This window comes from Candidatus Aminicenantes bacterium (assembly GCA_026393855.1).
GTDB lineage: Bacteria > Acidobacteriota > Aminicenantia > Aminicenantales > UBA4085 > UBA4085.
This window is the reverse complement of sequence record JAPKZJ010000072.1, coordinates 60331-75233: the sequence shown is the minus strand read 5'-3', so window position 1 is coordinate 75233 and position 14903 is coordinate 60331. Positions and strand designations below refer to the sequence as shown.

Below are 14903 nucleotides of genomic sequence, written 5' to 3'. Positions count from 1 at the left end.
CGGCGGCGCGAATCGCCATTTCTTCCGCCCTGTCCTCATCGCCCCCAGCCGAAAGGCACGGGGCGATGAGGGCAGGGCTTTTTATTTGGGCCCCGCTCTGATATAAATTCCCCCTTCCGATCCAACCGTCCGGAGGTTTCCATGCCGTCCTGGAGAAAGATCCCCGCCCTCGTCCTCGTCCTCGCTATCTCGGCCGCCTCGCTTTTCGCCGCGGCGGGACCGACCTCGCCCAAACAGCACTTCGGCTTCGCCGTCGGCGACGACTACCAGATGATCAATTACACCCAGCTCGTCGCCTACTGGAAGAAGCTGGACCAAGAGTCCGACCGCATGACGGTTGTCGACATCGGCAAGAGCGAAGAAGGCCGGACGATCGTCATGGCTATCATCTCCTCGCCGGCCAACCTCAAGAAGCTGTCCCACTACAAAGACATTAGCCGCCGGCTGGCGCTGGCCAAAGGCTTGACCGACGTATCGGCCCGGGCGCTCGCCGTCGAGGGCAAGGCGGTCGTCTGGATCGATGGGGGCCTCCACGCCACCGAAGTGGTCGGCGGCCAAGCCATCATCGAGCTGGCCTGGCAGATGGTCAGCGGCAAGGATCCGGAGACGCTCCGGCTCCTCGACGACGTCATCCTGCTCGTCTGCCCGGTCAACCCGGACGGGTTGCAGCTTGTGGCCGACTGGTACATGCGGGACAAGGATCCGCTCAAGCGCTCGATGAGCGGCTTGCCCCGGCTGTACCAGAAATACATCGGGCACGACAACAACCGCGATTTCTACATGGTCACCCAGTCCGAGACCGAGGCCGTCAGCCGGGAGCTGTTCATCGACTGGCACCCCCAGTTCATCTACAACCAGCACCAGACCGGCCCGGCCGGCACCGTCCTGTTCTGTCCCCCCTTCCGCGACCCGTTTTATTACGACTTCGACCCGCTCATCCCCTTGGGCACCGACCTGCTCGGATTGGCCATGCACGAACGGTTCGCGGCCGAGGGCAAGCCCGGCGCCATCATGCGCGGCGGGGCCAGCTACTCGACCTGGTGGAACGGCGGCCTGCGCAGCACGGGCTACTTCCACAACGCCATCGGCATCCTGACCGAGATCATCGGCAACCCGACTCCGGTCGATATTCCCTTCGTCCCCGCCCGGATGCTTCCGACGGGCGACTACCCCTACCCGATCATGCCCCAGAAATGGCACTTCCGGCAATCGATCGACTATTCCATCACCGCCGGCAAGGCCATCCTGAACTTCGCCGCCGAGCGCCGCGAAGACGTGCTCTGGAATCGCTACGTGATGGGCCGCAACGCCATTGCCAAAGGCAGCGCCGACAACTGGACGTTCCAGCCGCACGACGTGGCTTCGCTGCAGAGGCGCATTGAACAGGAGCGAACGGCGGCGGCAACCGTCCCGGCGACGGCCGGAGCCGGGGCCCCAGGGGCGGGCGGACAGCGCGGCGGCGGTTCGGTGTCCATGAAGTATTATGAGGCTCTGCGAGACCCGGCCAAGAGGGACCCGCGCGGCTTCATCCTGCCGTCCGACCAGCCCGACTTCCTGACTGCGACCAAGTTCGTCAACACCCTGATCAAGAGCGGCGTCGCGGTCGACCGGGCGACCAAGGCCTTCGCCGTCGCCGGCAAGACCTATCCCGCGGGATCCTATATCGTCAAGACGGCCCAGGCTTTCCGGGCCCATCTGATGTCGATGTTCGAGCCGCAGGACCATCCCAACGATTTCGCCTATCCCGGCGGACCTCCGCGCCCGCCCTATGACAGCGCCGGCTGGACGGTGGCCTACCAGATGGGCATCCAATTCGATCGCATATTGGACCCGTTCGACGGCCCCTTCCAGGAAATTGTCGGATTCGCCAAGCCTCCTGCTTCGGCCCTTTCGCCGGATAAATCCAAGGCGGCCGGTTTCCTGATCAGCCATCAGGTCAACGACGCGGTCATCGCGACCAATCGACTGTTGAAGGCAGGCGAAGAAGTGTATTGGCTCAAGAGCTCGCTTCAGGCCAACGGCAAGACCTACCCGGCGGGGACGATCTACGTCCCGGCCCGCCCCTCCGCCCTGCCGATTCTCGACAAGGCGGCTAAGGACCTCGGTTTGGCCGTCGAGGCCGCAGATCTGCGCCCGGCGGGGGAAGCCCTCAAGCTCAAGCCCGTTCGGATCGGCCTCTGGGATACCTACGGCGGATCGATGGATTCCGGCTGGATGCGCTGGATTTTGGAGCGCTTCGAATTCTCGTTCGAGGTCGTCTACGCGCCCGTCTTAGATGCGGGGAATCTCGCCGCGAAGTTTGACGTCCTGATCTTCGTCGAAGGCGGCATTCCGGCCTATACGGCTCCGGGCCGCGAGGGAGCCGCCCGCGGCGGGTTCGGAGCGACGACCCCGCCCAACATTCCGGCCGAATTCCAGGCCATGGTCGGCCGGGTAACGGCGGAAAAGACCATCCCCCAGATCAAGAAATTCCTCGAAGAAGGGGGAACGGTGATCACCATATCGGGCTCGACCGCGCTGGCCTATCACCTCGGCCTGCCGGTGGCCAACCACCTTCTGGAAAAGGCCGCCGATGGCCGCGAAACGGCGCCGGCCCGCGAGAAATTCTATGTCCCGGGCTCCATCCTCCAGGTCAGGGTCGACAACACCAATCCTTTGGCCTATGGCCTGCCCGAACTGGTCGATGTGTTTTTCGACAACAGCCCGGTCTTTGACTTGATGCCGGAGGCGGCGCTCAAGAATGTGCGAGCGGTGGCTTGGTTCGAGAACAAAAACCCGCTCCGCAGCGGCTGGGTCTGGGGCGATGCCTACCTCTGGCGCGGCATTCAGGCGATCGAAGCCCCTGTGGCCAAAGGCCGGCTCTTCCTATTCGGCCCCGAGATCGCTTTCCGCGGCCAGCCGCATGGAACTTTCAAGTTCCTGTTCAACGGGATTTATTATGGCTCAGCCCAGGAGGCGAAACTGTAGAGGATTATCCGCTGATCTTGCCGTCGATCCCGACGACCACGCGGCGCGGCTTGAGGGAAGCGCCCGAGAGCTCGATCGCATCCTCGACCATGCGGTAAAGGCCAGCGCAGCAGGGCACGGTCATGATCGCCACGGTCAGCGAGCGGATTGCGTTGATCTTGATGATCTCGGCCAGTTTCTCAACGTAATTCCCGGTTTCGTCCAGCTTGGGGCAGGCGATGACCAGCTTCTTGTCCTTGAGCAGATCCTGATGGAAACTGCCCAGGGAGAAAGCGGTGCAGTCGGCGGCCACCAGCAGGTCGGCGTTCTGAAGGTAGGGGGAGAGAGGCGAAACCAGGTGGAGCTGGATCGGCCACTGGGTCAGCTCGGACCGGCCCGAGACGGCTTTGTCCGTTGAGGCTTCGGGCTCACGCTTGATCTCTTGGGCCAAGGTGCCGGGGCAGCCGCAAGCCATCGCAGGGACTCGTTTGGTGGCCGCTGCCGCGACGGCAAGCCCGCCCTTCCCGTGAGCGGTTCCATGGCCGGGCGGCCCCTGATGGTGTCCGTAGTCGTGATCGTGCTCACGGCCCTCATGATGGCCCCCGTCCCCGATACCGTGGACGTTCTCGGCAGCCTCCTGGCCCCGGGTTTTCAGGACATGCTGGTAAGCCGCTTGGGGGTTGTATGTTTCGCTGTCGCGCTCGATGATCTTGAGGGCATCGGTCGGGCAGACGTCCAGGCAGGCACCCATCCCGTCGCAGAACAGCTCCCGGACCAGGACGGCTTTGCCCTCCTCGTCCAGCCGGAGCGCGCCCTCCGCGCAGGCGGTCGTGCAGAGGCCGCAGCCGTTGCATAGATCGCGATCGATTTCGATTATTTTTCTCTTGGCCATGGGTATTCTCCTCGGCGTCATTATCCCGGATTGGGGCCGGGCCTTCCTTGACCGAAGTCAAAAAAGAAACACTCCCGAATCGGGAAGGGATCGACGGGGATCGGCCGCGTCGGCCGCCGCAACTTCACCCGATCAGGGACTTAAGCCCGCCGCAATCGACGATGCGGATCGCTTTGCCCCGGACCTCGATCAGGCGCTCTTCGCGCATTTGGCGCAGCGTCCGCGACAGCGTCTCGCCGACCGTGCCCAGGGACTTGGCCAGCTCGCCCTTGCTCATGGGCAGATCGACCCGGCAGCCGCCTGACCCGCCGCAGCGGGAGAGGAGAAACTCCGCCACCCGCTGGCGAACGGTGCGCATGCCCAGACTCTCGACCCGAGCGCTGAGCTGGACGCATTTGCGGGCCAGGAGGCGGACAAAAAACCGGGCCGCCCCTGGGTCAGCGGCGATGGCCCGATCGACGGCCGACGCCGGAAAAGCCAGGACCCGGCTTTCGCGCACGGCCTGGGCAAAGAAGGGATAGCGGCCATGGACCAGGGCGAAGGCCTCGCCGACGAATTCGCCGCTTCCGAGCCGGGTGACCTCGAGCTCGCGGCCTTGATCGTCCAGCTTGAAGACCCGGATTTCGCCCGAGAGGACGTAGCAAAAGACGGAGGCAAGCTCGTCGGCCTGGAAGAGGGCGGTTCCTTTGGCGAAGAGCGTCTCGCGTCCCAGGCGCCTGATCTCGGCCGGCAATTCGTTCATTTGCATATTATATCCGAAGGGCAATTAAACTATCTGACTAGACTTTTCACCCAATTCCGGGGAAGTTGGGCAGTTCGGAGTGTCGGCCAACGGCGAAATCGCAAGGGCGGCGCCTTTTTCCATAACTCTCAGAGGGGACGTGGCACTAGCCACGCGCCGAGGGCTGTTTGAGCACGCGACCATCAAACGAAGGCGAAATGGAGTGGGCGGTCTCCAAGACCGGACGATCTCGAATGCGCAGTTCCGCCCTCGCGGGGACGGTCGGGGCGATGTCCCGACGAGGACTGCGAAGCGCTGGAGGCGCCAAGGAATCCTTTTATTCCGAAGGCGCCTGGCACTTTTGATTTTATTGATGTCACCTCCCCAGCCCCTCCTTCAAAGGAGGGAGTCTGTCAGCGCCTTCGGCTGTATGTGGCGAGGCGAGCCCGAAGCCGCCCTCGCGAGGACTGTTGAGGCAACCGTCCTGGCGAGGGCTATCAAAGCATTGCCGGGACGGCAATCCCGAACCGGCCTCACCGGAATTGGGGGAAGTTGGATTTGAGGCCAGGCCCCTAATTGAATATGATAATACGGTGCGTTTCATCCACTCCCCGGAGGCCAACATCATGAAATCTTCCCCTATCCGCCGGCCGGCTCTCGCCGCTTTTTCCGCAGTCCTTGTCCTGGCTTCGACGGGGATTGTCTCTTCTCAAACCCCCAGCGCTCCCGCGCCGGCCCTCACCGCAGTCCCCATGGCCCAATACCTGGCTTATGCCCGGGCCTCGGCCGACTACGCCTGGACCCACTTCGACGAGACGATCGCCGCTTGGCGGAAGTCTTTCGATCCCAAGAACGTCTTCGGATATCGGTCCCCCGGCAACCTCCTGGAGATGGCTTCGATCTACGCCCAGCTCTTCGAACGCGAGCGCAAGCCCGAACAGGCGGCCCGGGCCAAGAAAGTGCTGCTGACCTACGGCGACTACCGGTCGGAGTTTCCCGATTGGGCCCGCAAGATGCGCTACGACTACGACGACGCCGTCCCGGCCCTGTCCGATTTCTTCACCGTCATGCGCTACATCCGGGCCTACGAAGATCTGCGCCGGATGGGTCAGCTCACGGCCGAGGAGGACGCCAAGTGCGCCAAGATCATCTCCGAGAGCATCCGCTACATGCTCCGGACCCAGGAATGGGGGGCGATGAACCGCTCCATGCTGCGGGCCGAAAACCTGGCCTGGGCCGTACGGGCCCTGCCCGGAGATCCGGATGTTAAGACCTGGGACATGCAGCGGCGGGCTCTGGGCGACGATAATTGGGGCCACTGGGAGATCGAAGACGCCACGATCTACCACGGCGTCTGGCTCTATTCCCTCCTTGGCTACGCCGAAGCCCGGCACGATCTGGACGGTCTGTTCGCGACACCCGAGATATATTACTACGCCCAGTATTTCCTGAACCTGATGAGTCCGGCCGGGATGATCCCCGACTTCGGCGACGCCCACTGGGAAGCCAATTGGCCGCACTACCTGGTCTTCTTCGAGGCGGCCGCGGCTCGGTACAAGAATCCCCAGATCAAGTGGGCGGCGGCCCGGATGGCCCGCAAGTTCGTCGATTTCAAGACCCCGACGAGTGTCGGACTCGGCTATATGTTCATGGACATCGTCCGCTGGGGCAGCGACGCCGTCGCCGCGGCCGAACCGCCCGCCGTCTCGCGGGAGGTCATGGAGGATATCCAGGGCAAAAAGATCGTCTTTCGCAACGGCTGGGGGCCGCAGGCCTCGTACCTGCTCTGGAACTATCGGGACGAGGGTGACGGCGGGCTGAACTTCCGCGACTACCTCCGCGACACCATCCCCGTCGAAGAGGAGAAGATGACCCACGGCCACGCGGACGAGAACTCCATCGCCCTGCTGATGGACGGCGGGTCGGTCCTGCTGCATGACGCGGGCTACCGCGACTATATGCCCAGCGGCCCCTACGGCCAGTTCCGCCAGGACTATTTCCACAACCGGCTGGTCGTCCGGCCGGAGAAGATCTTCATGGGCCAGAAGGACGGCGAATCGCGCTACAGCTCTCCCGGATTCGCCGCCATCCCCGGCCAGAAGGTGCTCGATTTCCTGCACGACGCCGGTTCCTACCGCAAGGTCCGGACCCAGAAGGTGGATTTCCTGGATCTGCCGGATATCGGCTATGGCCGGGCCCGGACGATCGACGACAACTGGGGCTATCAGGCCGATCGGGTCATCGCTTACGTCAAGGAGGGCGGGTTTTACGTCGTCTTCGATTTCTTCAAATCCCTGCGCGAGGAGTGGTTCACTTTAGCCGACCTCTGGCATACCCGCAAGATCCATGCCCAGGGCCCCGGCTGGTTCGACACCGGCTACGACGGCATCGCCAACACGGCCGGAAACATCACGGTTCCCCTGCCGCAGGACAAGCGCCTGCTCATCGTCTTGCCCGACACGGGATTCCGGCTCGAGGGCGTAGAGCCTCAGAAGCGGCATTACCAGGACGAGATGACCATCCACCAGACTCGGTCCCAGCACTTCGAGCTGGGCGAATCGACCGGGTTCGTAACCGTCCTCATCCCCCACCCGGCCGGAGCGGATCCGGCCCCCTTGGCGGCCAGCGTCAAGCTGCTGCCCGGCTCGTCCGCCCGGGCCGGGCTGGCCGTGGAGATCACGGCGGGCGGCCGCCGTTTCGTCGTGGGCGCCAAGGCCGATCTGCGGCGGGATATCGCCCGCGACAACAAGCGGCCCCGCTACCTTTACGAAGCCGGAAAGGTCGCCTTCGGGGATTTCGAGACGAACGGCGATTTCCTCTTCGCCGCCCAAGACGGGCCCGGACTGGCTTACACGATTGTCAACCTGACCAAGGCCCTCTACAAAGGGAAGCTGCTGATCGAGAACAAGCCCTGGAACTCGGGCCTCGCCTATGACGGCAGCCCGGATTCGCCCGAACGGGGCAAGCTCCGCTATTGGCGGGACGTCGTCAAGACGCCTTGAAGTTCGGACCGTCCGGAAGCCGGAACATGTAGTCGGGATCGATCCGCGGCTCGTCGCGCCGGTGCCGGCGCATGAGGGCGATCTTTTTCGCCAGCAGATCGGGGAAATTCTCGCCGTGGATGAACGGCGTCTCCCCGACCTCGGCCACCATCATCCATTCGACCCCCGCCTCGGCCCAGAGCGCGATCATCGCCTCGGCGTTCCGAATCTCGCGCCCGATGGCCTCGTCCAACCGGGCCCGCAGGACTTTCCGGCGGGCCAAACTCCGTGTTTCTGTCCAACCGTGGACGCAGGCGATCCAAGCGGCGGCGTTTCTCTGGGTTTCGAACCAAGCCCGTAAAGCCCGAGCCCGAACCCATTGATCGCGAAACACCGTCGTCCCCTTGGCGTCGCCGTCGGCCCGGGCGGCGGACAGCGCCGCCATAAAGACCGCGATCGCCTGATCCAGCGGCTTCCAGACCCCGCGGTCCATCCGTTTGACGGCCTTGACGGCGTAGGGCGTCGGCACCAGCTCGAAGAGGACGTCCTTGGCCAGGTCGACCTTATTGGGGTTGTGGATCGAGCTGACCATGATTTTTTCGTAATAGGCCCGCTCCAGCTCCGGGATGGCCTCCATGTCCGGAACGAACGGCCGGACCAGAAGGCGGTTCCAAACCGTCCCGAACCCGGCATAGAGGGGCAGGGGGACGGCCATACGGACGGCCGTATCCACGAGCTTCCAGCCGCGCACCAGCCGACCGGCCCGCTTCGCTCCCGCGTAGCGCTCGGCGATGCCGCGGACGGCCGCGTCGATCCCTTGCTTGGGGTCGAGCTGGAAGGCCCGGAAAACATCCTGGTTGACGGCATACGGAGCCTTGTCGGGAGGATGAAGGCCGCCCATTTGGGCCAGCCCCGGGGCTTTGCGCTCGGCCGCGGCCTGTAGCTTTTCGTGGGTCAGCCACGGGAACGGGATTCCCAGCAAGGGCTCGAAGTTCCCGAAGGCGGCGAAATAATGATAGAAATAGGCCCGGCTGCCGCGCCGCCCCAGCTCAGCCGCCGTCTCGCCTTCCTTGGCCGAAAGGGTGTTGTGGTAGAGAGACCCCAGGACTTGAATGTCCTTGTGCACGGGATGGGCGTAGTTGTTCTCCCAACCGGTCGTCTGAAGCGAGTTGACCTCGACGTCGATGCCGTCGCGAAGCAGCGGCCAGAGGTGCTTGCGTTCGCCGTAGAACGATTCGAGCCGGGTGATGATCCGGAAGCCGGGATGGACCGCGGCAGCCGCGTCGCGCAGGACGCAGTAGTACCGGGCCACATTCTCGGCCGCCAGCCGGGCGATCTCTTCGTCGTCCTTCCATTCCCGGACCAGGTAGGGCCCGCCGTTGCGGCCGACATAGAGGGATTTGGTATGCTCGAACCCGGAGCCGCTGTCGTTGGACCAGACGGCCATGAAGGCCAGCTCGGGCGCCTCCCGCAGGAGATTCGTGATCAGCTCGGCATAGTGGGCCCGAGCGGCGGGGTGAGCCAGGGTCAGGGCAAAGCGCGGCTTGAAGCTGCGGAACGGGTGGTCGACCCGCGGCCCGCGCAGAGTCGGGTATTTTCGGAAGAATTCCTCGGGCATCGAGCGGGGCTCGAAGCAGAGCAGGCCGGGCGTCAATCCGTATTTCACCGCCCGCTTGACGTTCTCCTTCAGCCGGGCCAGGTTGGCGTCGAGATACTCTTGGGGATAGAAGCCGCGGTTCAGGCGGCTCGAGGTGAACTGATCCAAGGCCGGGCAGTAGGTGTAGAAATCCGGGTAGAACTCGTCGGGCGGCCCCTGCTCCCAGGGATGCGGCGTGGCCAGGCCGTTGACCTCGACCTGGGAGAATCCCAGCCGGGCATATTCGCGCATGTACCGATCGCGGTCGAAGGGCCGGATGATCCGGCCGTATTGGGTCAGGACGATATCGAAAGTGGATTTCTCGATACCGAACGTGATCGGCACAAGGCGGCAACGGACGCGCGAGATATCCTCCCCCGCCAAGTCCTCGACAAGGTGCAGGGCGCCCGTGACAAGGAAAGCCGGCGAGGAGGCGATGAGAGCGCCCGCGCCGTCCGCTTCGAGGGTCAAACAGAACCATTCCCGGCCTTTCGGCGGGACGACCTTCTCAGCGGCCATCCGGCGGCGCCAGGCCGCGTCGGCCACGGCCACATGGAAGACGCCGCGGGCGGGGCGGGCTTTGCCGTCCCAGGCTGTGCTGTACCGTGTGCCTTGGCTTTCGAGGCGTACGGCACGTGTGTCCCGCTCTTCGGGACGTACGGGGCGGCCCCTGCGGGCCGGCTCGGACCGCAGGACGGCCCCTTCGGCGAGCGCTTGGAGCTCGCGGGCGGCCGTCTCCTCGACGGGGAGCGGATGAGGGGGCATGGACAGAGCGCGGGTGCGGCGCAGGGCCTCTCGACAAGTCATGGAGCCTCCGGAAAGATCAGGATTTCCGTTCCCACGGCGGTTGGCCGGGGGACGGGCGGGGAGCGGCGCCGGGCTCCGCGGGACGCGGGGCCGGGCGGCGGCTGAACATCTTGAGCGTTTCGTGGGTGGATTTATCGTAGATGAAGGGCTTGGCGATCTCATAGTCGATCTTGCCCTCCTTACAGAGCTTAAGGAGCGACTGATCCATGGTCTGCATGCCGTCGGCCAGGCCCGTCTGCAGGGTCTGGATCATGGCCTCGGTCTTGCCCATCCGGATGTTGTTGCGGATGGCGAAGTTGCACATCATCACCTCGCAGGCCATGCAGCGCCCGGGCTCATCCACCCGCGGCAAGAGCACCTGCGAGATGACTCCCAGGAGGTTGGAGGCCAACTGGACCCGGACCTGGGGCTGTTGCTCCGACGGGAAGACGTCCACGATGCGGTCGATCGTCTGGGCCGCGCTCGAGGTGTGCAGGGTCCCGAAGACGAGGTGCCCGGTCTCGGCCGAAGTGATGGCGATGCCGATGGTCTCGAAATCCCGCATCTCGCCGATCAGGATGACGTCGGGGTCCTGGCGCAAGGCCGCCCGCAGGGCGTTCTTGAAGGACAGCGTGTCGCCGGCCGGGCCGACTTCGCGCTGGGTGACGTACGCCTTCTTCGATTTGTGGAGATATTCGATAGGGTCCTCGATGGTCACGATGTGGTCGGTGCGGTTCGTGTTGATGGAGTCGATCAGAGCCGCCAGGGTGGTCGACTTGCCGCTGCCGGTCGGGCCGGTCACGAGCACAAGGCCCCGCTTGGCCGTGGTGAAGGCCCGTACGGAGTCGGGCAGGCCGAGATCGGCCAGGAGGGGAATCTGGGCGGCCAGGGCGCGGAACGTCGCCGCCGTCGTCCCCCGCTGTTTGTGGATGTTGACGCGGAAACGGCCCAGGCCCGAGACGCCGTAGGCGAAATCGAGCTCGTAGCGGGTGTCCTTGTCATGCTCGAAGGTCTCCCGCTGCTCATCCGTCAGAATGCTGTAAAGGAGACCCTGCAAGCCGTCCGGCGTGAATCGTTCATAATCCGCCAGCGCGACGAGCTCGCCGTAAACGCGGACGGCGGGAGGGAGGCCGGCCAGAAGATGGAGATCCGAACCCTTCATCTCCACGAGCTTCTTGAGCAGGTCGATAATGATCATCGCAGGACTCCTTGCGGGAGCCCCATGATAGCCTCTTTAAGCCGGAATTTCCAGGTCGGCCGGGTCAGAAGCGGACGGTGCGGACCGGGTTCCCCCGCCAGGCCAGAAAGGCCTGGAAGGCCGCCCAAGAAATCGTCACCGTGGAGGTGTTGACGTTGGGGTGGAAGCTTACGAATGCGGCCTCGCGGAGGCCCTCGTCGACGATGACGACCACCGCCCGGGCCTCGTCGTTGATCAAGCCGAAGGGCGAGACCGCCCCCGGGGTCACTCCGAGGTGGCGGGCCAGCCGCTCGTCGGAGGCGAAGCTGAGGCGGTCGTCCGGGAGAATCTTGGCCAGGGCCTTGAGGTCGATCGGCCGCCGGTGCTCGGCAATGACCAGGTAGTGATGATTCCCCTTTTTATTGCGCAGGAAAAGATTCTTGCAATGGGCGCCGGGGATGCCTTGCCAATATCCGACGGCCTCCTCGACCGTGGCCGCGGGCGGGTGATCGCGCTTGGCGTAGGCCAGGCCGAGCGCGGCGAGGGCCGCGAGGACTTGCTGTTCCCGATCAGAGCTCATGAACCTTTCCCTCCCCGTTCCCGTATCATCGTGTGACGAGGTGCGCCGATGAATCTTCTGCTTTGGCTGATCCTGTTCATCCTGTGTTGGCCGCTGGCCCTGTTGGCCGTCGTCCTCTATCCGATCGTCTGGCTGCTTGTGCTTCCGTTCCGGCTGATCGGCATCACCGTCGACGCCGTCTTCGATCTCTTCAAGGCCGTCATCACGCTCCCGGCCCGAGCCCTGCGCGGCTTCCGTTAAAGCCGCGTTAATGGGCTTCCAGGGCGTAGAGCTTGAGCTCGGCGGCCTGGTAGGCCACTTTGATCCAACACCGCCAAAGAATGTGAATTTGAACCAGACAGAATCCGGACAGGACGGCCGCCGTCGTCGTCCGAGCGAAAGACGCCTGCAGGAGCCAGTAAGCGGCGAACCCGGCCAGGGCCGTCAAGCCCAGCAGATAATATAACGCCAGCGTCCGGACCAACTTGCGGACGACGAAAACGACGGCCCAACCCAGGGCGGCCAGGGCGCTCCGCCCCTCTGTGACTGCGATCCGGATCCGGGCGTAATCCAGCATCATCTTGACCAGGAAGAAGAGGAATAGCCCGATGGCGATCCGGGCCAAGACCAACAGGAACTGGACTTTTTCCCGCGCCGGATCAGGCCCGGCCGCGGCGATCCCACGCCCGGCCAGGAAAAAGAGGAATGCCGCCGGGACCCAAAGCAGCAGCGATAGCGCGGCAACGCGGAAGAAGCGCCCGTAATATTTCCCGCCGCCCGCCCAGAACGAAGCGGCGAAGCCCTGGGCCTCGCGCAGCCGAACCAGCTCGCTGAGCACTCCGCCGTAGAGGAACGGCGAGACGAATAAGTACAGGCCGAGCAGGGCTGCCGCCGCGGTCAGCAGGGCGTTCAAGGCGGGGCCGGAGCCGGTCAGGACTTCGATCAGGACGTCGGTCGCCTGTCCGGACATCAGGGCGTCGCCGCTCAAGCTGCGAGCCAGCGGCGCGGCCAGGACCGAGGCGGCGACGGCGTAAACGGCCGAGGCGAAGACGACGTTGACGGCCCAGAAGACGAAAACCGCCTGCGGCCGGATCAGGGCTTCCTGCAGGCCCTTGCCGTAGATTCTCATGACGCTCATAGGTCTCTCCTCAAAGGGTCAGCAGGGACAGGACGTGCTGGAACAAGGCCGCGATCTTCAGGGCGGCCTTGCGCACGCCGCCGGGCCGAGGCTCGAGCCGCAGGGAGTTGTTGGCCCGGTCGACGTCCAGCAGCCAGATGCCTTCCGGGTCCACTTGGGCGTAGTCCAGACGGTCGGGGCCGGTGTAGACGAAGCGCTTCCATCGCTCGCGGCCGTCCCAGGTCTCCTTGATCTTGCGGCCATTGGCAAACACGACCAGGATATCCTGCGGGAAGATCCACTCCCCTTTCCGGACCACGACGACCTCGCTGCGATAGGCGGCAGGCGTCTTGGCCGCCGCCGGGTCGGCTTTGACCAGTTTGCCTTTGAACATCCCCTCGGCCTCGAGAACCGGCTCGGAGCTCACGGAGCTCACGGCGTAGTCGAGCTTGTCGGGGCTGCGAAGAGCCTGGTCGAAGAACCACTTGAGATCCCGGCCGCTGACCGTTTCGGCCGTCTGAATGAAGTCCTCCGAGGTCGGGTGGCGGAACTTCCAGGTCTCGAAGTAGGTCCGCATGATCCGGCCCATCGTCTCCTCCCCCAGATACCGCTCCAGGGTCAGGAGCATCAGGCCGGCCTTGGCATAGACATTCGCGGCGTAGCTGCCGCCGCCCACGAAATCCCAGGATTTCTTCAGGATCGGGTCGAACCGGCCCGAGCCGATGACGGCCAGCCGCTGGTAGGCCAGATCGCCGATCCGGATCGGCCCAAGGTCGATGAGCGAGCGGTCGGGGCCGTAGAACAAGGTCATGGCCTTGATCTCGGAATAGGTGTTGATGCCCTCGTCCAGCCAAGCCTCCTCGAACTCGTTCGAGCCGACCATCCCGTACCAGTAACCGTGGCCGAACTCGTGGATGGTGACCATCTCCGGCATCCGCAGCCCGGCCGGCATGAAAGCGACCGTGCCGGCGGTGAAGAGGGTCGGATACTCCATCCCGCCCGCGCCGGTCGCCCCGGGTGCAGGATCGACCAGGGTGATGGTCGGGTAGGGATAGGCGCCGTAGCTGCGGCTGTAGAACTCCAGCCCCTGCTTCAAGGCCCGGACGTAACGGTCGCGCTGGCCCAGATGCTCCTTATGGACGAGAAAGATCATCTCGGTGTCGACGGCGGGCTCGGCCAGATGGAACCGCTCCCTCGACTCGACGAAATCGGGACAGGCCGTCCAGGCAAAATCATGGATGTTGTCCTGGGCGTAGGTAAAGGTCCTGGTCGCGTCCGCGTTCTTCTTGTCCCCGATCCGCTTGCCGGTCGCGCCGACCACGAACTTTTCGGGCACGGTGAGGTCGACCCGGTACGTCCCGTAGTCGGCGAAGAATTCGCTCTGGGCGTGGTATTGATGGCAGTTCCAAGCCCCTTTCCAGAGCACGCCGATTTTGGGGAACCATTGGCCGGCCATGAAGAAATCGCCCGCGAATCCGGCCCGGGCGAAGACCTTGGGAAGTCGGACCGTGAAAGCGGCCGTCAGGGTGATCGAATCGCCCGGCTTGACCGGCGCCGGCAGGGTGACTTTCATCACGGTCTGATCGTCGGCGTTTCTGTCGTCGGGCTGGACAAACTCTATGGTCGGCGTCAGGTCGGCCCCTTCCTTGATCCCGATTTCGGTCACATCGATGAAGCCCCAGTTCTCCTTGTCGGCCCGGAAGCCGCGGCTTGAGCCCCGGCTTTCGGTCATGAACGTCGAACGGTTATTTTTAAAGGCGTTCATATAAAGGTGAAAGCGGAGTTCCGCTACCGGCTGGTCCGAATCGTTGCGCCAAACAAGCGTCTCTCGGCCTTGGATGGTCTTGGATTCGGGGACCAACCGAGCCTGGATGTCGTATTGGACGATCGGACTCGCAGGGACCGTCTGGCTCCAAGCGGGAGCCAAGAGGGCCAGGATGAGAGCGGCAAGAAGTGTCTTGGACATGACGGGCTCTCCCCGAGAATAAGCTGGGTAGCATATAACACAAGGAAAAACGCAAGTCAAAAAACGCCGTCCCCGGCTGGAAATAGCCGGCCTCCGGGGTTAAAATACGTTTTTCGCGCCGA

The 14903-nt window shown here is 64.1% G+C and carries 10 protein-coding genes; 3 read left to right on the top strand and 7 right to left on the bottom strand.

From position 1 onward, the window contains the following. Positions 1-141 precede the first annotated feature (141 nt). A complete protein-coding gene (locus NTZ26_08960; GenBank protein ID MCX6560633.1) occupies positions 142-2967 on the top strand; it encodes a M14 family metallopeptidase in 2826 nt (941 codons plus the stop codon). 4 nt (positions 2968-2971) lie between these two features. Here NTZ26_08960 and NTZ26_08955 read toward each other — a convergent pair whose 3' ends face one another. Beyond that, the gene (locus NTZ26_08955) at positions 2972-3838 is read right to left on the bottom strand and encodes a 4Fe-4S dicluster domain-containing protein (GenBank protein ID MCX6560632.1); all 867 of its coding nucleotides are present in this window, start codon (positions 3836-3838) and stop codon (positions 2972-2974) included. A gap of 124 nt (positions 3839-3962) precedes the next feature. Continuing rightward, positions 3963-4580 carry a Crp/Fnr family transcriptional regulator gene (locus NTZ26_08950; GenBank protein ID MCX6560631.1) on the bottom strand — a complete coding sequence of 206 codons (618 nt, stop codon included), beginning with the start codon at positions 4578-4580 and terminating at the stop codon, positions 3963-3965. A gap of 605 nt (positions 4581-5185) precedes the next feature. On the opposite strand from NTZ26_08950, the gene NTZ26_08945 reads away from it, so the two are divergent. Next, positions 5186-7561 (top strand): hypothetical protein, encoded by a 2376-nt coding sequence (locus tag NTZ26_08945; GenBank protein MCX6560630.1) that lies wholly within the window; start codon positions 5186-5188, stop codon positions 7559-7561. Here NTZ26_08945 and NTZ26_08940 read toward each other — a convergent pair. The 3 genes from NTZ26_08940 to NTZ26_08930 form a co-directional block, all read right to left on the bottom strand. After that, positions 7548-9983, bottom strand: coding sequence for a hypothetical protein (locus NTZ26_08940; GenBank protein MCX6560629.1), 2436 nt, complete (start codon positions 9981-9983; stop codon positions 7548-7550). The two genes, NTZ26_08945 and NTZ26_08940, sit on opposite strands and share 14 nt — an antisense overlap. Before the next feature lie 16 nt (positions 9984-9999). Next, the gene (locus NTZ26_08935) at positions 10000-11160 is read right to left on the bottom strand and encodes a type IV pilus twitching motility protein PilT (protein MCX6560628.1); all 1161 of its coding nucleotides are present in this window, start codon (positions 11158-11160) and stop codon (positions 10000-10002) included. 64 nt (positions 11161-11224) lie between these two features. After that, entirely contained in the window at positions 11225-11719 is a 495-nt protein-coding gene (locus NTZ26_08930) for a prolyl-tRNA synthetase associated domain-containing protein (protein MCX6560627.1), read from the bottom strand. Between the two features lie 48 nt (positions 11720-11767). Here NTZ26_08930 and NTZ26_08925 point away from each other — a divergent pair, with 48 nt between their 5' ends. After that, a complete protein-coding gene (locus NTZ26_08925) occupies positions 11768-11959 on the top strand; it encodes a hypothetical protein (GenBank protein ID MCX6560626.1) in 192 nt (63 codons plus the stop codon). A gap of 7 nt (positions 11960-11966) precedes the next feature. On the opposite strand, the gene NTZ26_08920 is transcribed toward NTZ26_08925, so the two are convergent. Beyond that, a complete protein-coding gene (locus NTZ26_08920; GenBank protein MCX6560625.1) occupies positions 11967-12836 on the bottom strand; it encodes a hypothetical protein in 870 nt (289 codons plus the stop codon). Between the two features lie 10 nt (positions 12837-12846). After that, complete coding sequence (locus tag NTZ26_08915) at positions 12847-14781, bottom strand: M1 family metallopeptidase (protein MCX6560624.1); 1935 nt, start codon at positions 14779-14781, stop codon at positions 12847-12849. Between the last annotated feature and the right edge of the window lie 122 nt (positions 14782-14903).